15 protein-coding genes, 6 tRNA genes and 1 rRNA gene (1 of these 22 running past the window's edge) are annotated in these 20,371 nt (G+C 45.1%); 2 read left to right on the forward strand and 20 right to left on the reverse strand.

Annotated elements, in window-relative coordinates; all coding sequences use genetic code 11:
• Nucleotides 1-23 precede the first annotated feature (23 nt).
• The 3 genes from NQ536_RS09860 to NQ536_RS09870 all read right to left on the reverse strand — a co-directional run bounded on the left by NQ536_RS09860 (nt 24) and on the right by NQ536_RS09870 (nt 2,424).
• Complete coding sequence (locus tag NQ536_RS09860; protein WP_004849443.1) at nt 24-887, reverse strand: enhanced serine sensitivity protein SseB C-terminal domain-containing protein; 864 nt, start codon at nt 885-887, stop codon at nt 24-26.
• Between the two features lie 78 nt (nt 888-965).
• Nucleotides 966-1,799 (reverse strand): zinc ribbon domain-containing protein, encoded by an 834-nt coding sequence (locus NQ536_RS09865; RefSeq protein WP_004849451.1) that lies wholly within the window; start codon nt 1,797-1,799, stop codon nt 966-968.
• Nucleotides 1,800-1,878: 79 nt separating this feature from the next.
• On the reverse strand, nt 1,879-2,424 hold the full coding sequence (locus tag NQ536_RS09870) for an HD domain-containing protein (RefSeq protein ID WP_004849453.1): 546 nt from the start codon (nt 2,422-2,424) through the stop codon (nt 1,879-1,881).
• Nucleotides 2,425-2,594: 170 nt separating this feature from the next.
• Between NQ536_RS09870 and murI the strand changes: the two genes are divergently transcribed.
• Nucleotides 2,595-3,362 (forward strand): glutamate racemase, encoded by a 768-nt coding sequence (gene murI, locus NQ536_RS09875; RefSeq protein WP_004849455.1) that lies wholly within the window; start codon nt 2,595-2,597, stop codon nt 3,360-3,362.
• A 269-nt stretch (nt 3,363-3,631) separates the two neighbouring features.
• Here the strand turns inward: murI and NQ536_RS09880 are convergent, their stop codons facing one another.
• From NQ536_RS09880 to NQ536_RS09905, 6 genes are all read right to left on the reverse strand, one after another.
• Nucleotides 3,632-4,777: a tyramine oxidase subunit B gene (locus NQ536_RS09880; protein WP_044997769.1), complete on the reverse strand. Its 1,146-nt coding sequence runs from the start codon at nt 4,775-4,777 to the stop codon at nt 3,632-3,634.
• Nucleotides 4,778-4,804: 27 nt separating this feature from the next.
• Nucleotides 4,805-5,974 (reverse strand): iron-containing alcohol dehydrogenase, encoded by a 1,170-nt coding sequence (locus NQ536_RS09885; protein WP_004849460.1) that lies wholly within the window; start codon nt 5,972-5,974, stop codon nt 4,805-4,807.
• Nucleotides 5,975-6,158: 184 nt separating this feature from the next.
• Nucleotides 6,159-7,298 (reverse strand): NAD(P)/FAD-dependent oxidoreductase, encoded by a 1,140-nt coding sequence (locus NQ536_RS09890; protein ID WP_004849462.1) that lies wholly within the window; start codon nt 7,296-7,298, stop codon nt 6,159-6,161.
• Nucleotides 7,291-7,623 carry a (2Fe-2S)-binding protein gene (locus NQ536_RS09895; protein WP_004849463.1) on the reverse strand — a complete coding sequence of 111 codons (333 nt, stop codon included), beginning with the start codon at nt 7,621-7,623 and terminating at the stop codon, nt 7,291-7,293. Before NQ536_RS09895 ends, NQ536_RS09890 begins: the two co-directional genes overlap by 8 nt.
• A 76-nt stretch (nt 7,624-7,699) precedes the next feature.
• The gene (locus NQ536_RS09900) at nt 7,700-9,274 is read right to left on the reverse strand and encodes an FAD-dependent oxidoreductase (RefSeq protein WP_004849466.1); all 1,575 of its coding nucleotides are present in this window, start codon (nt 9,272-9,274) and stop codon (nt 7,700-7,702) included.
• A gap of 12 nt (nt 9,275-9,286) precedes the next feature.
• The gene (locus tag NQ536_RS09905) at nt 9,287-9,604 is read right to left on the reverse strand and encodes a (2Fe-2S)-binding protein (protein ID WP_044997770.1); all 318 of its coding nucleotides are present in this window, start codon (nt 9,602-9,604) and stop codon (nt 9,287-9,289) included.
• 334 nt (nt 9,605-9,938) lie between these two features.
• Between NQ536_RS09905 and NQ536_RS09910 the strand changes: the two genes are divergently transcribed.
• Complete coding sequence (locus NQ536_RS09910) at nt 9,939-10,766, forward strand: MerR family transcriptional regulator (protein WP_044997771.1); 828 nt, start codon at nt 9,939-9,941, stop codon at nt 10,764-10,766.
• 77 nt (nt 10,767-10,843) lie between these two features.
• Here the strand turns inward: NQ536_RS09910 and NQ536_RS09915 are convergent, their stop codons facing one another.
• The 11 genes from NQ536_RS09915 to NQ536_RS09965 all read right to left on the reverse strand — a co-directional run.
• The gene (locus tag NQ536_RS09915) at nt 10,844-11,965 is read right to left on the reverse strand and encodes a hypothetical protein (protein ID WP_004849471.1); all 1,122 of its coding nucleotides are present in this window, start codon (nt 11,963-11,965) and stop codon (nt 10,844-10,846) included.
• A 202-nt stretch (nt 11,966-12,167) separates the two neighbouring features.
• Entirely contained in the window at nt 12,168-14,417 is a 2,250-nt protein-coding gene (locus NQ536_RS09920) for a TerD family protein (protein WP_004849474.1), read from the reverse strand.
• Nucleotides 14,418-14,741: 324 nt separating this feature from the next.
• A complete protein-coding gene (locus NQ536_RS09925; RefSeq protein WP_004849476.1) occupies nt 14,742-16,160 on the reverse strand; it encodes a uracil-xanthine permease family protein in 1,419 nt (472 codons plus the stop codon).
• Between the two features lie 79 nt (nt 16,161-16,239).
• The gene (locus NQ536_RS09930) at nt 16,240-17,619 is read right to left on the reverse strand and encodes an amidohydrolase family protein (RefSeq protein WP_044997796.1); all 1,380 of its coding nucleotides are present in this window, start codon (nt 17,617-17,619) and stop codon (nt 16,240-16,242) included.
• A 529-nt stretch (nt 17,620-18,148) separates the two neighbouring features.
• Nucleotides 18,149-18,234 (reverse strand) — tRNA-Leu (locus tag NQ536_RS09935).
• Between the two features lie 32 nt (nt 18,235-18,266).
• Nucleotides 18,267-18,339: transfer RNA gene (locus NQ536_RS09940), tRNA-Val, on the reverse strand.
• 29 nt (nt 18,340-18,368) lie between these two features.
• Nucleotides 18,369-18,442, reverse strand: a tRNA-Asp gene (locus NQ536_RS09945).
• Nucleotides 18,443-18,457: 15 nt separating this feature from the next.
• A tRNA-Ile gene (locus NQ536_RS09950) sits at nt 18,458-18,531 on the reverse strand.
• 26 nt (nt 18,532-18,557) lie between these two features.
• Nucleotides 18,558-18,630: transfer RNA gene (locus tag NQ536_RS09955), tRNA-Val, on the reverse strand.
• A gap of 29 nt (nt 18,631-18,659) precedes the next feature.
• Nucleotides 18,660-18,733: transfer RNA gene (locus NQ536_RS09960), tRNA-Asp, on the reverse strand.
• 142 nt (nt 18,734-18,875) lie between these two features.
• Nucleotides 18,876-20,371 (reverse strand): 23S ribosomal RNA (locus NQ536_RS09965) (it continues 1,384 nt past the right edge of the window).

Here is a 20,371-nt window from a genome sequence, read left to right on the forward strand (position 1 = left end):
ATCATTTTAAGGTCTGCTGCTGTCTATTCCTCTGAATCAGAATTTTCTTCTTCTGTATCTTCTGACACATTCTCTGCTGTCTTTTCTGTAGCTGCATAGCCTTCTCTTGTATAGAACGGGTCTGTCATGCGTATAGTCTGACTTCCAAGAGATCCCTTTGATGTGACGAAAGCTATCTCTATTCCAAATGAATGCGGCTTTAACAGAGGTATAAGTCCTGCTATTACCGGTTTTTCATCCTCACCCTCTGCCATATCGAGTGTTATGAGATACTTATCTTCCTTACCAGCTTCCTCCATCATCTGAATATATGCTCTGTTGACATTTCCCTTTTCCTCAAGATACTTTGTTGCTTCCTCAAGCATATTTATAGGCTGATACTTTGGCTTTCTGAGTTTTACCTTTGTTCCTGGCTTGATCTTATTCTCGACAAGACCTGTATCCTGATGCTCCCTGTATTGTCTTATGAAATCTCCTGACACAAAACAATTCTCTGTAAATGGATTCATTGCAATTCCGCCAATTCCACCCTTGGAGTTTAGTACGAGATCCTCAACTTGCTTGTAAGCAAATATGATTCTCTTGAATCCCTCATTGAACTGTGATGCAGCAAATGTATCCTCATCCGTGAAACAAGGAAGAACCTTCTCCCCATTGCCGTTTGTAAGCAGTGCAAAGTTAATCTTAACACCCTGCTCAAGGGTCTGTTTTCCATCGGCTGTGACAACCGGATCTTTATCAAATGTTGCAGGCACTACAAACACTGCATGTACTACTGCTCCAAAGAAAGCTCTCAGTGTCTCACTGTTCTCATTCTCTCTGAGTTTCTTCATCGCCTCCAGTAATACCGGATTCTCAACCTTTTTTCCTATATCTTTTGCGTCCATGTATTTTCCCTTTCATATTTAAATTTAAAATCTTCTTGATTATTTTATTACTTTATTTTTTATTCTATGTATGCCTTCTTACTTCTTGTCACCTTCACCGAAATGATCTTTGTACTCCGCAACCATATGCTCATATGTCGCTTCGTCCGACTTTGCCTGCTCTGAACGCTTGGAAAGCACCAGATCAGGTCTGACATCCGGCATGCTCTGTCCTATTCTGTCTGTGAACTCCTTGAAGAATTCCTGACCGCCCGCATATGATGCCATTGGTATTGCGACAATTTCCTTTGATGTCGCAAATACATATCCCCTGTTGACATGATAAAATGGTTTTACGATTTTCTCACATGCCACTATATCATCTATGTCGTATTTCTTCCATATGAATGGCACTTTGCTGTAGTATATCGCATCCTTATCAAGCTTTGCCGCTGATGCTACAACTATCCTGCAGAATATTGCAAGCACAACGCTCACGACAAATGCAAGTATAACTGCTATCCTTCCCATTCCCTTTGACAGACTGTCAACGCCAAACACTGCTACAACTATAAGGAACAATATGAATAAACTCACAACGAACACCATCGGTCCCACTGTGGAGATCCCCCTCATGATTCCTTTTTTACTCTTTCTGCAACGTCCGTAGTAGCTTATCCTCGACGGTCTCATGCCGAGATCCTCCCCACATAGCGGACAATACTTTTGATTTACTGTACTGTTGGCAGGTATTGCCTTCCCACAATGCGGGCATCTGAAAAATATCGTATTTATCAAACCTGATATCAACGCAAGCGCAACAAATAATACCCATCCAAGGGCTATATTTCCAGCGAATGCAAATCCGAATATACACATTACTCCGACTACAGGCAGAATTGTAGACAGCATTTTTGATATATATAGTTTCATTTCTGTATCTTTCCTCTTCTTTTTCTTTCAGCTGACACCCAAGCCAGCTTTGTTAAGTATAACATAACTGAATATTTTTTCAATATTTCAGAGAAAACAGCTGTCTGCAAAGCCACTTCCCAGATTCTGTCACAAATATATTGTCGTATGCCTTAATTATCGTGTCCATATCCGCCTTATCCTCGTACATGTTCACAAGAAAATCCGCCTCCACAAGTATCTGATAATCAAGACCATCTATATTCCTGTATGTGTGATGATGTGCTACCAGGTAACAGGCTCTCTCAACTGCCCGCTCATCAGCTCCTGCGTCTCTCAGTAGACGTCTTGCCTCCGGTGGTCCTTCCTGCTCCTGCAGTCTGCCATTATTATATCCATATTTCAGTTCGGCATTCTTTATACCTATATCGTGAGTGAGTGCCGCAATCTCCAGCACCTCCTGCTCTCCCGGATCCATATTCTCTATCTCTGCTATCAGTTTAGCAAATGAGTGTACCTTCAGAAAGTGGTGCACTCTTCTGGAATCTCCAGCATAGTATTCTATCATTTTCTCTTTTACTATAGAAACCAGTTCTCTTGCCATATCGATCATCTCTTTTCTGTCCTCTGATATATCAATATTCACACGACCTATATCATTTTAACACTACTCTTTGTCAGCAGTCCACTTATTTATAAATATTTTATCTCTGACCCAGCCTGCCTGAGGTAAATGTACCGCTCTTATAAGTTGTTTTTTGTCATCACAGGGAGTATAATCTTTTTGTGACTTTGAGAGATAAAGGGAGATATGTTATGGACACACGTTCAATTGGAGTATTCGACTCAGGACTCGGCGGAATAAGCGTTCTCCGCGACATCGTGGAGCTCATGCCCTATGAAAATTATATATATTTTGGCGATTCGGCACACGCACCTTACGGAACAAAGACCAGAGAGGCTATTCTTGAGAGATCGGAGCAGTGTACCAATTTTCTTCTCGCAAAGGATGTGAAGGCGATCGTCATCGCCTGCAACACCGCCACAAGTGTTGCAGCCTCGACACTGAGACAGCAGTATCCTTCCATACCGATCATCGGTATTGAACCGGCTCTGAAGCCTGCGGTTCTGTGGAAGGAGCACGACAAGGTAGCTGTCATGGCCACCCCTGCCACACTGGCTCTACCTAAATTTCATGAACTCATGAAACATTATTCAAAGGAGTCCGATATTTACCCGATTCCATGTCCGGGGCTTGCAGATTATGTTGAGAGAGGAATATTCGATGGTGAGGAGATCACAGAATTTCTAAGAGAGCTTCTGGCTCCATATCTTGCCAAAAAAATAGACGCCATAGTCCTTGGCTGTACGCATTATCCATTCGTGGAAAAAGTGATAAAACGTATTGCCGGACCTGACGTGAAGATCTTCAACGGAGCCCACGGCACCGCCCTTGAACTTCAGCGGAGACTGCGCATCGCTGAGCTTCTCACGCCTTCCATAGAGAAGGGCTCTGTAGAGTTCTACAGCAGCAGTACAAATCCTAAAACCATTAAACTTTGTCACCAATTGTTTGAAGCGTGAAAAATATATATCTATGCCATAATCACACAAAATGCATAACAGGCTACAGGCATATTTACCTAAAAATATAAGTCCATGTAGGTACATGGGCAATCGGTAGTGAATACATCCAAGCTTCGGCAGTTTCTGTGCTAAGGCGTCGCACGCAAACGCTCTTATCGCGTGCAGAGCCGCATGCATATAGAAACTGTTGAAGTGACAGATGTAGAACGTGATTGAACATGTACCTACATGGACTTTATTTGGGTAAATATGCCTGTAACCGTCCGTCAGAACGCGTATGGTCTGTCCCACACTTTGAGTTTCGTGCCTATATCATGAACCAGTGCGTAGGTGTAACATTCATATGCCCATGCCACGTCCTCTGTTGGCATGCCCTCTATGGATACGAGGATGATCTCGTCATCGGATTCACGGCCAGGCTTCTTGCCGCGGATTATCTCTCCGAATGTAGTAAGGGAATCCCTCTCGATCAATCCATCCTGCACCATATAGACGAAGTCCTCTCCCATGCAGCCTGTGTGGAGTCTGTTGCCATTTTCATCGTATCCAACATTATCTTCCTCTGCGTAGTTCTCGTACATTCCGTAGTTGTCTATGACTTTTTTCAAGTCAACAATACTCTTATGCTCCATATTGAAGGTACTTGTAGATATGACCAGCGCTCCAGGCTTGAGCCACTCTCGTTTGTACTCTGGCCACTCGCCCTCCTTGCATGAGACTGCCTCAGTTATGATATCAGCATCCTTGAGTGCCTCCTCCATATCCCTGCACAGAACTATATTCTTTACCTGAGGATAATTTTCCTCTATGTATTCCTTCATCTTGATCGCATTTGCCGATGTTGGAGAGCTGCCCTTTATCTTGATGGTGTCTATGTCAAATCTCTGTGACATGATGGCTCTCAGGCTTGATCTGCATATGACTCCGGGGCCGACCAGTGTGAGTACCTTTGAGTCATCCCTTGCAAGCAGTTTTGCCGCAAGTCCAGGCATAGCACCTGTTCTCATAGAACTAAGAAGATTTCCGGACATATATGCCAGAGGTTTTCCTGTCTCCACATCATTGAGCATCATCATCAGTATGGAGCGTGGAAGCCCTATCGATCTGTTGTTGCCATTTGAGCCATACCATTTCTCACCACACATATGAAATCTGCCGCCAAGGTATGCCGGCATCGCCATGAATCTTCTGTCTGCAGAATCCGCAAGTGGGAAGTTCGGAATATCCGACTTCTCCGGGAATATGAGCTGTACACCGTGGTCGTTATGCGCCCTGCCGCCCATGAGATAATCACCCTCACTTAAGAGTGTTATAACCTCTCCTACGGTATCCACAGCTCTGTCCGCATCTAGTACGCCTGCCTTTATCATGTCCTCTTCATTCAGGAATAAGAATTCAACCTTGCTGTCCATACTGCCACCTCCTGCTGTATACATTGGTTACTTAAAACATCTTCTATATATCTCCACTACATCCGTCTTCGTCAGAGGCACTCTGCAATACTCAAGGCCCTCTGCTGCCGCCTTCTCAGCCATCTCGTCAAAGTCCTTCTCATACGGCACGCCCAGCTCGCCAAGATCCGAGGTAAGTCCCATGTCCTCATACAGCTTCTGTGTCTTCGAGATAGCTTCACGTGCTATATCATAAGGATCCTTTGTCCTGTCTATATCCCACACATTCACGCCGTAATTTACGAGAACTGGAAGGCTCTTCTCGTTAAGAATGTAATCCATCAGAACCGGCGTGATGATCGCAAGTCCGTGTCCATGTGTTATGTCATAGTAAGCACTGAGCTGATGCTCTATGGAGTGCGCCGGCCATGGACCGTCCTTGCCACACGCTATGAATCCATTTATCGCCCACTCAGATGCCCAGAGGATATTTGCCCTGGCGTCATAGTTGTCCGGCTCAGCTACAGCCACCGGGCCATACTTGATAAGTGTTTTAAGAAGCGCCTCCATCATGCGGTCCTGCATGTATGTGTCTCCGTTATCTGCAAAATAAACCTCAAATATATGGTTCATGATATCCGCCACACCTGCTGCCGTCTGGTATGCAGGAACAGAAAATGTATACTCAGGGTCAAGTATCGCATATGCCGGATAGAGCAGATCAGATGCAATGTCCTTCTTCTGCTTTGTCTCCTCATTTGTGATAACTGCAAATGGATCCATCTCGGAGCCCGTCGCAGCCATAGTTGCAACAGCTATGATCGGCACTGCTTTTTTTATCTTCTCAGAGTGTCCCACCAACTCCCACGGATCTCCATCATAGCACGCTCCGGCTGCTATAGCTTTGGAACAGTCTATCGTACTTCCACCACCCACAGGCAATATAACCTTCACATCATTTTCCGCACACAGCCTTACTCCCTTCTTCACAGTTGTGAGTCTCGGGTTGGGTTCCACACCCGAAAGCTCAATGTGGGAAATGTGACTACAGTCAAGTAACTCGATTATCCTATCGTACAGCCCTGTCCTCTTTATACTTCCGCCTCCGTACACCAGCAGAACACTATCTCCGTATTCGCTAATGTACCCCGGCAGATCATCAATGGCGCCCTTGCCAAATGATACCTTTGTCGGAATATTGTAAAAAAAGTTCTCCATGTTATATCTCCTTTTCTGACTGTCATCATTGATACTTTTTACTCTCTGAAGTTTTCTTATCTTACTCCACAGAATTTCTCAGCCAATAATATACAACCATGATTCATATATTGTCTACCTAACAGCCTTGAACCTGGCGCACCTGAGAGAATGGCCAAATATTATTATAATCAACAACGTTATGCTATCTCACAGCTTTAAATCTGTCATACCGTAGAGAAGATATATCCACAACCGTCTCCTCGCCGAGTGCCATCTGTGAGAGCATCAGTCCCACAGCCGGTGCCGTTCCAAATCCATGCCCTGTAAATCCACATGCCAGTATAAGTCCCGGAACCTCGTCAACCTTGCTTATGACTGGAACACCATCGTAGCAGAGATCAAGCCATCCGCCCCAGGTTCTTACGATCTTGGCATCAGCCAGCATCGGAATGTAGCCCATGATCGCCCTGCATCCGGCAGATACGGTGAGTGGTGAAGTCCTGAGCTCATCCAGTCCCATGTCCGTTGTCTCCTCAAGTCCCGAATCCGAACCAAATACAAATGATCCGTGCTGTGACTGATGTCCGTAAAAGTCAGCGGATGCAACACCAAGCATGATGTCGAACATGTGCGGCTGCACCTCCGTAACCAGCGCCTCCTCAAAATACTTTGTCATCGGCACATCTATTCCAACTGTCCTTGCGATGAATCTGCTCTCATATCCGGCAGTCAGGATAACCTTGTCCGCCTCAAACACCTCACCTGATTCCAGTATGACCTTTCTGAGTTTTCCTTTTACTTTCTCAAGGGCAACAACCTTTGCGTCAGTAAAGAAATTTACCCCAAGCTCCGTTGCCCTCTTGTAGTACGCCAGAGTCGTCAGCATAGGATTTGCATGTCCATCCGTAGGACACCAGCTGGCGCCTATTATCTCGTCAGAGAGGTATGGGCATATCTCTTTCACCTCTTTGCCATCTATGATCTTCATGTCAAGTCCGAGGGAGTTTGCATTTGCCGCAAGGTTCCTGAGCTTTTCCATGTGGGCGTCTGTCTTGCCAAGTCTAAGGTTGCCCTTCTGGTAATACTCCACGTCAACTCCAAGCTCCTCGGAAAGTATCGGCCACATATTCTGCACAGCATACATAGCGTATGGCAACTCCCTTACATCTCTTCCCGACTGTCTGACTCCACCTCCGTTTCGTGAAGAGCCTCCGTGTCCTATGCTCGGACTGCCCTCAAGCACTATGACATCCTTCATCCCGGCCTTTGCCAGATAGTAAGCTGCAGCGCATCCATTTACACCGCCGCCGATGATTATAACCTCTGCTGTATGTTTACTCATGAGCCTCACCTCCATCTCTCGCAAGTATGCGCATCTCCGTAGGTCTCATAGGTGCCCTTGACGTGGCTGGCTCTATGTCAAGAGGTGACACGCGCAGTTCCCTTGCCACAATGCCCTTCACCAGCTTGCCACAGGTCTGTCCCTGACACAATCCCATTCCGCACCGGAGGAATCTTCTTATCTCTTCTATAGTCAGCATTCCCGCATGGACTGCCTGCCTTATCTCGCCCTTTGTGACCTCCTCACATCTGCACACCAGCATGTCGTCATCCGGTGCCGGAACATAAGGTCCTATGGCGTCAAGTTTTTCTCTGATATCTATCATAACTGCACCTCCTTGTATGAATCTCAGCCCGTCTAAAATGTATTATTCATGGCTGATTCCCATCTGAATTTCTATCTTAAATTGCCGTCTTAAAAAATCTCGCCTTCATAACCATGTCCTTCGGCACCTTCATGGTCAGCAGATTGGTATGGTCAAATGCTTTTGCACTTCTGACACTTACGACCTCCGCCTCGCACACCTCATGTCCATCACGTCCAAGTGCCACACCCTTAGTTCCTTTCTCTGGAATAGGCAGGAATTCATATGGTAATGTCACCGTTCCATAGCCATCCCCGGTGTCCTCGTCCACCAGGAATATGGCCTGTCCTGAACAGCTTGCAACGCACATGCCACATCCTATACATGGATTTTCCGTCACTGTCGGAAGAGAGGTTATATTTGCCCCTATGCTTATGCACCCCTTCGGGCACGCATTCTGGCACGGGTTGCACGGGATGTTCTGGGTACACTCTATAACCGGGTGTATTCCCTTCCTGTGAGTCACTCCCGGATATCTCTCTATCTCATCATCTGCCACAAAGCCATGCTCCAGCAGATTCATCGATATGTCTATGCCTTCCTCTGTCTTCTCGATCAGCTTGCCTCTGTTCTTCGGTGCAAACATTCCCTCACGGAGGCTGCCAAGCGCATCCTCAAGCTCTGATGCACGCTTTTCCATCTCTGCCTTTTCTATAAATCCGAGATCCTGAGATATGACAGAGCCCGCTATCCTGCCCTCGATCATGGCTGAACTTGCCTCCTCGATTCCGGACACATCGCCGGCTGCAAATATTCCCGGCACGGATGTTCTGCCCCACTCGTCACACTCAGGAACATATCCGCCCGGAGTATCCTTCATCTTTACGTCCGCCTGCTTTAAAAGCTGTGACATAGGCGAAAGTCCAACTGCAACGCATATCGTATCAACGTCAAATGTCTTTTCGGTTCCCTCTATGAAATTGAAATGGCTGTCTACCTGTGCGATCGTCACTCCTGTCACCCTGTCGGTTCCACTCGCCTCAACTATTGTATGTGACAGGTAAAACGGAACTCCGCATCTCGATATCTTTGCAGCATGTACTCCGTATCCTCCGATCCTCGGTGCCGCATCAACCAGTGCCACTACCTCACAGCCAGCCTGCATGAGCTGATAGCTGACGACAAGTCCGACATTTCCTGATCCGAGCATCAGTATCCTGTTGCCCGGCTTTATGTGATGAAGATTCATCATAGTCTGGGCGGCACCTGCGCCGATGACTCCCGGAAGTGTCCAGCCCTTGAAGGTTACCATGTTCTCGCTGGCTCCTGTCGCCACAAGCACACTGTCTCCTTTGAAATGCTTTATCTCATCACCGATCCTGACTGTTACCTCCTTCTCATCATAGAGTCCAACAACTGTGGCATTGAGCCTCACATCCACGCCCAGTTTATTCGCCTCCTCAAGAAGTTCGTAACCTATGTTGAATCCTCTTATCTTCGCCTTGTGTTCCTTTGAACCAAAGAACTTGTGTATCTGCTTGAAGAGCTGACCGCCCGGCTTTGCATTTTCATCAAATACTATCGGTCTCATTCCGTTCTTCGCAGCCTCTATTGCAGCGGAAAGTCCTGCCGGGCCTGCGCCTATCACTATCAGATCATACCTCTCTATCATAGCGGTCACCTCCTAAAAATCCTTCTCTGCCGATGCACCATACTGCGTTCTCACGTCCATTCCCTCTTCCAAAGGAGTGATGCACGTTCTTATATTTGGTTTGCCATTTACGACCATGACACAGTCCGTACATCTTCCTATGGCACAGAATACACCTCGCGGCTCATGTCTCTTCTTGGTATATCTGTGTGTCATGACACCCGCCACTCTGAGCGCCGCCGCAATCGGCTCGCCCTCTATTCCCTGAAGTGTCTGCCCATCATATGTAAAATTCACCAGCCTGCCCTCTGGGGTATCCCCCAGTATCGGGTGAGTTAATATCCTATCCATAGCCATTCCTCCTTTTTGTGATGAAGTGACGGAGCCTTAATTTAATCTGTGAAGCCTGGTCCGGGCATTAACATTATTAATTCGGCTCCTGATATCAGCTTCATCCAATAACTCGTCATACTTTATCTTGTGTGGTTGATTAACTTGGTGAAATGGTAAACCCTTGTACCATGCTAGAGTCAATATACTTGATTTGCTTTTGATGATTTCGGAATATGTGAAGATTTCTCTATATATTAGCTTAATTTTATTAAGTATTTTCAAAGAAAATAGAATTTGATTAGGTGGTGTGTTACGATACAGTTATATGAGATCAGGAATTGGAGATTATATTATGAAGAAAAAGGATACTTTCAAGATTGGGGAGCTGTCTAAGCTTTTTGATATCGGCGTAGATTCCATCAGATATTACGAAAAAGTTGGTATACTGCACCCTGTGAGAAATGATGAGAACAATTACAGAATGTACACCATAGACGATGTGCGCCGTCTTGCACTTATCCGTGAACTTCTAGGACTCAGTTTCTCTACTGACCAGATACGTGAATATGACGAGGACAGAAATGTCGAAAGTACCACAGAACTGCTGCAAACGGAGCTTGATGTGGTCGACTCTGAAATTGCCAAGCTCAAAGCCACAAGGGACAGCATCCAGAACCGCCTTGACACCATCACGTCTCTCGGAAGTATGACATCACAGGATACATTTGAGAAAGTTCTGATCAAAGAATTCCCTGACCGTGGCTGCGTCATGGTGACGGATGATAATCTCCCGGACGATTACGTATCTTACTATGTCGTCAAATACATGCAATGCCACCACACCAAGATAGACACAATCGGAGCCTGCGACTGCTACACACTGGATATTCCCGGCAGCAATCCCAAGTCAAAATACTACCGCACCAAAAACGTATTCTTCTATGCTCCATATGTTGAGAAAACGGAATGCAATTACACCCTCCCGGCGGGCAGGTATATCTCTCTGACATACCGCGGCGCACTAACCAAGACCAGAGAACTGCTGCCCAAACTCTATGAATACGCAAAGAGCCACCAGCTGCAATTAGCTGGTGACCCTATTGAAATGTGCCATATTGATGACTACGAAACCAACGATGAGAATGAATATATTATTGAGTTGCAGATACGATTGAAATAGACTCTAGCCATTTTTAATTCAAACTATCATATCTACACGGTATTGCGCTATCTGTAATTCATCTTCCTTCAACAACGTCACCTTGTTCTCAGCGCCGGTATATTGTTTTTTCGGGTTGCAACCCATTTACCCTTTGTTCTTGGGCTTGAGCTTCTGAATTTCCCTGTCAGTGTTGACACTACCGCCGTCACATAATAATTTACAGGTGCTTTTTCGACTATATTGCCCTTCTTATCTCTCTTTATCGTCCTTGTCAGAAGATTTTTATCTATGATTGAAAGAGAATCCCCTGCCTTAACTCTAGCTATCAATAGGTTGTTTCTCAGCACGCCATCCTTATAACCTGATCCCCTCACCTCGTAGTACGTGGCATATTGAACCCTTTTCCATGATACCTTTACGCCCTTTGAGGTATTTGTTACAGATGGAGTGGAGAGCTTTTTCTCTTTATACACGACTGACTTTGGTGGCGTCATACTCGCCGAACCATATGCATCATCCCCATATGGATAACATATTACATCTACCTTATATGTGTACTTAACCCCAGGAGTTTTAGCATGTTGATCTAGGAAACTTTGTCCTCCCTCCATCGATGTAAACAGCAATTCACACTTTCCGCCATTTATGCTTCTATATATTTGGTATGCATATGATCTGTTTCCGGGTGCTGACCAAACTATTCTTGTTCCCCAAGCAGTATTCTCCACCTTTGTCAGGGTTACCTTGCCAAGATATATCTTAAAAGCACGCTCAATCGTTCCCCTGTAATTGCCTTTAAATGTGACTTGGGCAACAGCCCTTCCCGGCCATACATTGTCAGAATACCTCACCGTATAATTAGATGCTGAAATTTTCTTTCCATTACTGTCCGTAACCTGAATCTGTGGTTTAAATGCTTTGCCGTTACATATAAGCTTCTTGTGGATAACTCTGACTGATGCTATACAGGGGATTTTTTCACACTTCACTGCAATACCGCATACCTTGCATAACTTGACTCTTTTGCCATCTGAATTGAATCTGGCATATCTCTTGATTACCCATTCATTCGCCGGTGTGTGACCATTCTCACATACCTTGATATCCTCCTTTGTCTGTTCAGCAGCATTTGCACTTAATACATTTTCCCCCATCAACGCAAATCCAGCTATAAGTACAAAGGCTACGATCATAAAATAGTTAACATGTTTCTTCATAAAGAATCACTCCCTTCTGTGATACTGTATAAAATCAATAATGTTAATTCCCTAAGCTGCCCTTTATTCTGTCATTTCATATATTAATCGTAACAAAGCCCCATTCTTATTACAATCTTATTATCAAAATAACCGCCAGATATAGGTGTATAATCTATATATGGCGGTTATCCAAATGTAATCTAATTGTCTACGAAAATGATCACAGGTACTCTCTCATAAATAGTTCCGTATCATATGGTGTTATCACTTTTCTATCCTGAGATTTATCATCGCGTTCTATCTCTTGCTCATCTGCTCGACGTTTAACTGTCTTCTGTTTACCCGATTCTGTCTCATTCGTGTATGTCTCCGTCCACTGCTCAACGTCAAACACAAGGTCTGCCTCTTCCCTGTCAGATGTAAATTCACCCCTGGCTCTTACATTGAGGGTTATAAGATCATAAAGGTTTGGTTTTTGCATGTTCACCATGGAATAACATACCGCAGTGATTCCTGAGATATTACTCTCCACGTTGTTTCCCCCGATGTGCGTATGGACCCCAGTGAGGGACAAATTCATGTCGCACCAAATGAATTCCCGTTTCACACAGTCAAATATAACTGGAATACACGCTGTGCTGTTCGCTGTGAGATCCATCTTCTGTTCAACTGTCTTCGGCTCGTATATCTCGCCCGAATTCACATCAGCTCTCTCCATCCATCCAAACATTGCGTGAGGCATGTCCGCATAAGTCTGTCCTGTATAACTGTACACCTGGTACACCACATATCTTGCACCATATCTCACAACGGAATCTACGTCCACATCAAGAAACTCACTGACACCATCACCATCCACAGGACCGCCATTTACAATGTCCCCCGAATGACATGCTTTATACTTCTCAGATTTCAGATTTGTATATGACACATGCTCCATGTAGTTCCAGTTCTCGTCAAATATAGCCGCCGACAGGTCTATGTCGACTCTTCCATCGTCATACGACCCAAAATCACATTTGTCCATATTCGTCCACCATATAAATGCCCTCACAGCATTTGTCTGCGAAGCCATAGGGAGTCGCGAGCCTCTGACTATAGTCTTAAGCGACTTGCTGGCACTTCTCTGGCTGAATGGAACCACATAATTCCTGTAATCGTCAGACAGATACACCCTTCCCATAGGCTCCCTCTGTCCATAGATCTTCACAAGGGCATTTTCGCAGATCCGAACAACTTCCTGACAGTATCTCTCATCTATACCTGGCAGATCGTTTCGCTCGCTGTGGCACTTTGCAAGGCTCCCCTTAGGGAAGAACACTCTCACATCTGTATGCTCAGATCTGTGCAGAAAATGCTCCCTCACCTGAAGCAGTACTGGTGTTGACACCTTCTCCGCCACAGACGCAAAGCTTCTTATAACAGGCTCTTTATATGTCTCTCTGAGCAGCTGATCCAGTCTCCTTGCCAGTTCACCCGGTCTCTTCACCAGCTCGGCAAGCGCACTTTCATACTCACCATAGGCAAGGTCAAACTCAACCTTTCCTGCAAATGTCTCTATCTTCCTGTTATTTCTCAGCTTGTCAAATGCATTTATCGCCCTGTCATACTCCAGAGTGTATCTGCTGCAATCAAACTCAGAAGGATGGATCCTCTCCCCAATTCTGATCCATCTCTCCTTATATCTGAGCATATCCTCCTCTATATTCGGGCAGCCAGACAGAAGCTCCATGATCATCCTTCTCTGTCTGCGTGAAAAGCTTCTGTATCTAATATTCTCCGCAAGGCTCACATCGCCATCACTCATGGCAGTCACAAGTCTCAGCACATCAGTTGCGGTCTTTACATACTTCCTGAGCTCACTGACATTTGCCAGGGGCTTCTTCTGCAGATAGAACGCAGCGATGTATGCAGCATTCTCCTTGTGTGGTATATCATCAGGCAACTTCATATTCTCAGTCTCGAATAAATATGCTATATCCTCCCTGTCAGTTTTTGATATAGATGTTCTCGACATGCAGATATTGTCAAATATCTGTCTCACATCATCCTCGCTTCCAAGCTGCAAAACCTTGACCTTCGTCTCGTCAAAAAGTGGCAGTCTGACATTTACACGCTTTCTGTACTTCTTGGGATACAAGATACCATACGACCAGTAATGAACCATCGCATTTATATACAACTCAGAAAAATGTGCATCCATAACGCCCTTAGGGAAATCGGCATACATAGGCATATATACAACATTTGCACCTTTCAGCTTCATAAGCGTAGCTTTGAGTTCAAAGTAAAAATCTGACAGTTCGTTGACACTGTATGTTCTGAGAACGTCAAATACCTCCCTGGAAAATGTATATCCAAGTTCTTCGATGTTCTTCATAATGGCTGTTATGTAGCGATCATTTGCCACCCTTGCAGTACCAGTGCCAAGTATCACTTTGTTTTTACGCCTGAGCAATATCTCATTCATAACTTTTCTCCTTATTAATGAGGAAACCGGTGGCGGTAATTTTTATATCGTCCACCTGTTAAAGAAGGAACCACCACCATAGCCTCTTTGTATTTACAGCCACAATTTACATAATAGCTTATGTAATCATTTATCGACCATATATCTATCTTGTGAAATCAATATATCAAATCCGGTCTGCCCAATCAATGAATCTGTGGTTTAACCTGTTATATCTAAACACCATTCCTATAATGCAAAAGGCACATAGAATATGTGCATCACTGCATACTCTATGTGCCTTACAATGTATATTTTATTGTTTTTAAATATATAGCATATGAACTATCCCTCAAGAGCAACCTTCATAGTCTTTTTCTTTCTGGGAAGACAGAGCTGGAGTACAACCGCTATAGTCGCACCAACTGCAGTGCCTGATGACATGAAATAGTTCAGGAACTGAGGCATCGCATTCATGACGTCTGAAGGAATGACTATAGTTGCCACTGCTGCTACCACTGAGATTCCCACGATAAGTGACGATCTCTCATCAAGAGGCTCACTCTGTATGATTTTTATTCCATTTGATATGAGCAGGATACATACAACTGCAAATACACCGTTTACTACAGGTGTCGGGATGCATGATATAACCGTCATAAGCTTTGGACATACACCGAGCACCATGAGTATCATACCACCTGCAATGATTGCCATACGACTTCCAACCTTTGTGATCGCAAGCACGCCGGCATTTGACGAGTATCCGGTCATCGGGGTTCCGCCAAACAGTGAACCAACGAGACAGCCAACGCCCTCACCTATTGTGGCACGATCTATTCTCTTATCGCTGAGATCCTCACCTGTGATGGCACTGATCGTTACCCAAGTTCCGGTTGTATCAAGGAGTACGATAAGGTAAATGAACATCATAAGTATACATGATTTGATCTCAAATTTTGGGAGTCCAAAGTGGAAGAACTCTGGCAGCTTGAACCATGCTGCATCGTGTACTGAACTGAAATCGGCTGCTCCCAGTGCCGCTGCAACGACAGTTCCTGCGACCAGCGCGAGTATTACTGATACCATGTGAAGTATTCTGTTGTGCTTAAGCTTGTACTGAAGTATCATACACACGATAAGCACACCAGCAGCAGTGAGACCTGATGCAACATTTGCACTTAAGTTTCCATCTGAGCTTGCGATCCCCTTGGCAGCTGTAGGTGTCAGGGATATTCCAACTATAAGTATGATGATGCCACCGATAAAGGGTGGTATTGCCTTCTTGACAAACTTCGAAAATCCTTTAAATATTCCCAGCAATATTATCATGATCGCGCCAGGTATCAGACTTCCTATCATGGCACTAACTCCCATGGTCGCACCTATCGTACATAGCGCTCCAAGTGGTACATATGAAGGTCCCTGTATAATCGGATACTTCATGAAAAATCCCGCCTGGAGTATAGTCGCAATACCACAGGCAAAGAAACTCATCTGAAGGAAAAATGACAACTCCCCTCCGACAAGTCCTATCGCCGCACCGAGTATCAACGGCATAATGTAAAGATCCATTGACAATACATGCTGCATTCCCAGAAATGCAGCCTTGCCACAGCTTATCTTCTCGTTCACACCAACTATCAGCTGGCTGCCATTTGCAGACTTTCCAGAAATATTCTCATCGCAAGGCGAACTAGTTCCGCCTGACACGCTCTCTGCCCTCATCATATCTGTTTCTGTCACTATTTTCTTATCTTCCATGCAAATGCGCCTCCTTGTCTATTTACTTCTTTGACAGTCCTCATCTTTGTTTCGATATTCTTTGTTTAGCTATTCTTTTTTATCTGTCTTCAAGCTGTTTTTTCAAAACCACTAACTCGCTGTTTATCTCGTCGATCAAGCTCCTCTCATTGATTCCACAATTGAACTTTCCGCCCTGATATACAATCTTTCCATTTACTATCGTTGTGTCAATGTTCTCCTCAGATGACGCATATACGACCGTGGCCTTCGCGTCATGCATAGGTGCTGACTTCAGATGATTTGGATCAAAAATTATGATATCTGCGATCTTGCCTGTCTCCAATGTTCCCAGCTTATCCGCCATGCCAATAGCCTTTGCCCCGCCTGCAGTTGCCATGTGTATTATGTCATCAGCACTTATGACTGCCGCATCTCTGTGGATTCCTTTCTGTATGAGGGCTGCCAGTTTCATGCTCTCAAGCATATCCGTACTGTTGTTGGATGCCGCACCATCTGTTCCTATAGAAACATTTACCCCAGCCGCAAGGCTCTCAGGAATAGGTGGTATTCCTGAACCCAGATAAAGGTTAGGTGCAGGATTGTGGCTTATCGACACTCCATACTTTGCAAATCTCTCTATGTCGTGAGGTGTGAGATTTACACAATGGACTGCCAGGAATTTGTCTGTCAGGAAACATATCTCCTCAAGCATATCAACTATATCCTTACCGTAATATCTGCCACACATCTCATTGTCGACCTCCGTCTCCTTGATGTGCATTGAATACCTAACATTCTCGCTAAGACAATACTCAAGCATCTCCTGATAACCTTCCTTCGTGGTCGACCATGTAACATCCGGACCAGTCCAGATCGAAAGCATATCATTTTCTTTATAAGCTTTCTTCAGTGCATCGACTTCTTTCATTGCCTTACCTGCCGGCTCAAGAAAGCACTTCGGCATTCCGTATTCCTCACCGGTATCCTGAAATGTTCTGATAAATACACTACGGATACCTGTTGAAACCATTCCGTCTATACAGGAATGAGCAAGTTCCGTATCCTGATTTGTATAGAAAAACTCACTCATGGTCGTACATCCACTCTTTATTGCCTCCATACATGCAAGCTGTGCTGCCAGCTCATGCTGATGTGGTGTCATATACTGTCCATATGGGAGTGCTGAAAGATTCAACCACTCTATCAATCTGTGATCAGCTCCAAGACCTTTCAGGAACGACTGGAATATATGTATATGTGTATCTATAAATCCCGGAAATACCACCTTGCCCTCGGCATCTATCACCGTATTGGCGCTTTCACACTCCTGAAGTTCCTCCGCTGTGAGTTCGCTCATCTCCTTCATGAGTGTTATCTTCTCTCCCTCTATTCCTACAACACCCTTCGCAAATATCTTTCGTTTATCATCCATTGTGTGTATCTGTGCATTTTTGATTATCAGATTATATCTTTTCATTGTATCTGCCTCCTGTATGTCATATATAAATATGGATTTGCCATCTGCCCAAACTGTGAAAAAGGAGCCTTCCCACATTGATATGTCACTAAAAATCCAGTCACACATCAACTCTTGGAAAGACTCCTTTGTCTCATATTGTATCTCAATATTATATTTTTATTTTCCGCGGTATAAACAAAAAAGGAACCCAATAGCTATCTGTTTTGGTTTTAAGGAAAACAGATAAAACTTTTGGTTCCTGATGGCTCACATACTAGCACCGCTACGCCAAATGGTCAATACTTATAATCACTGTTGTTCTTTTTTTATTTTTTTAATAGATTTCACTTTATTATATTACAAAGAATTACTTTTGCCTTGCCATAATTAAGTTGCTTCGCATTCTCATATTCTTGTCTTTTTTAATGAAATTATAAATCTCTATTTTTTGACTTTTTGTCCCTATTTTGCCCCTACGGCATATTTTAAGGTAAATAAAAAAGCCTGAAACCCTTGATTTTTCTTAGGTTTCAGGCTTTTAATTTAATGCCGGCGACCGGAATCGAACCGGTACGGGAGGTTAGTCCCGCAGGATTTTAAGTCCTGTGCGTCTGCCAGTTCCGCCACGCCGGCATTCTGCACCTTTTATTAAAAGGCTTAGAAAATGGGACCTATAGGGCTCGAACCTATGACCCTCTGCTTGTAAGGCAGATGCTCTCCCAGCTGAGCTAAGATCCCATTATAATATGTATTCCGTAGAATACAAGCGACCTGGATGGGGTTCGAACCCACGACCTCCGCCGTGACAGGGCGGCGCTCTAACCAGCTGAGCTACCAGGCCATATAAAATTGTAAGTGGACGTTCGGGGACTCGAACCCAGGACCGATCGGTTATGAGCCGATTGCTCTAACCAACTGAGCTAAACGTCCTCATATAATAATATTTATTATATTAGTGGGACCTATAGGGCTCGAACCTATGACCCTCTGCTTGTAAGGCAGATGCTCTCCCAGCTGAGCTAAGATCCCATTGTAATGTGTATTCCGTAGAATACAAGCGACCTGGATGGGGTTCGAACCCACGACCTCCGCCGTGACAGGGCGGCGCTCTAACCAGCTGAGCTACCAGGCCATTAAAGGTATTGTACCTTCAGAATTTCACACAGAAAGTTGTTAAGACTTCTATCTTCTGTCTATCTTTTTGTCCATTTCCAAGTAAACTTTTTTCTTCCGCTTTTTTGCGTATCTCCAAAGCTTATCTCTTAGAAACCTCTAAGGATAAGTCCTCGACCTATTAGTACTTCTCAGCTCAGTGCGTTACCGCACTTACACTCAAAGCCTATCAACCTTGTAGTCTTCAAGGGGTCTTACTCCGAAGATGGGATATCTTATCTTGAGGGGGGCTTCACGCTTAGATGCCTTCAGCGTTTATCCCTGCCAAACTTGGCTACTCTGCCATGCCTTTGGTAAAACAACAGATACACCAGAGGTTTGTCCATCCCGGTCCTCTCGTACTAAGGACAGCTCCTCTCAAATATCCTACGCCCACGCCGGATAGGGACCGAACTGTCTCACGACGTTCTGAACCCAGCTCGCGTACCGCTTTAATGGGCGAACAGCCCAACCCTTGGAACCTGCTACAGCTCCAGGATGCGATGAGCCGACATCGAGGTGCCAAACCACTCCGTCGATGTGAACTCTTGGGAGTGATAAGCCTGTTATCCCCAGGGTAGCTTTTATCCGTTGAGCGATGGCAATCCCACTTTATACCACCGGATCACTAAGTCCTACTTTCGTATCTGCTCCACCCGTCGGTGTCGCAGTCAAGCTCCCTTCTGCCTTTGCACTCTTCGAACGGTTTCCAACCGTTCTGAGGGAACCTTTGAGCGCCTCCGATACTCTTTCGGAGGCGACCGCCCCAGTCAAACTCCCCGTCAGACATTGTCCCCCAGCCGGGTCACGGCTGCAGGTTAGAAACCCAGTACTGTAAGGGTGGTATCCCAAGGTTGGCTCCATGGCAACTGGCGTCACCATTTCCTAGCCTCCCACCTATCCTGTACAGACAGTACCGAATCCCAGTATCAAACTGGAGTAAAGCTCCATGGGGTCTTTCCGTCCTGGCGCAGGTAACCAGCATCTTCACTGGTATTTCAATTTCACCGGGTGTGTTGTTGAGACAGTGCCCAAATCATTACGCCTTTCGTGCGGGTCGGAACTTACCCGACAAGGAATTTCGCTACCTTAGGACCGTTATAGTTACGGCCGCCGTTTACTGGGGCTTAAATTCAAAGCTTCGATTGCTCTAACCTCTCCTCTTAACCTTCCAGCACCGGGCAGGCGTCAGCCCATATACCTCACCTTTCGGTTTTGCATAGACCTGTGTTTTTGCTAAACAGTTGCTTGGGCCATTTCTCTGCGGCCATATTTCTATGGCACTCCTTCTCCCGAAGTTACGGAGTCATTTTGCCGAGTTCCTTAACAACACTTCTCCCGCCGGCCTTAGGATTCTCTCCTCATCCACCTGTGTCGGTTTACGGTACGGGTACTCATGAAACAATAGCGGCTTTTCTTGGCAGCTGGCTCACACGCTTCTCTACTAATGTTCGATCCACATCGCGCTTTACATTTCTCACACGGATTTTCCTATGTGACTGCTATACGCTTGTACCGGCTTTTCCATTTCCGGCTCGTGCTCTCCTTCTGCGTCCCCACAGTTCTGTTCATAAGCAGTACAGGAATTTCAACCTGTTATCCATCGACTACGACTTTC

Source organism: Coprococcus eutactus (genome assembly GCF_025149915.1).
Lineage (GTDB): Bacteria > Bacillota > Clostridia > Lachnospirales > Lachnospiraceae > Coprococcus > Coprococcus eutactus.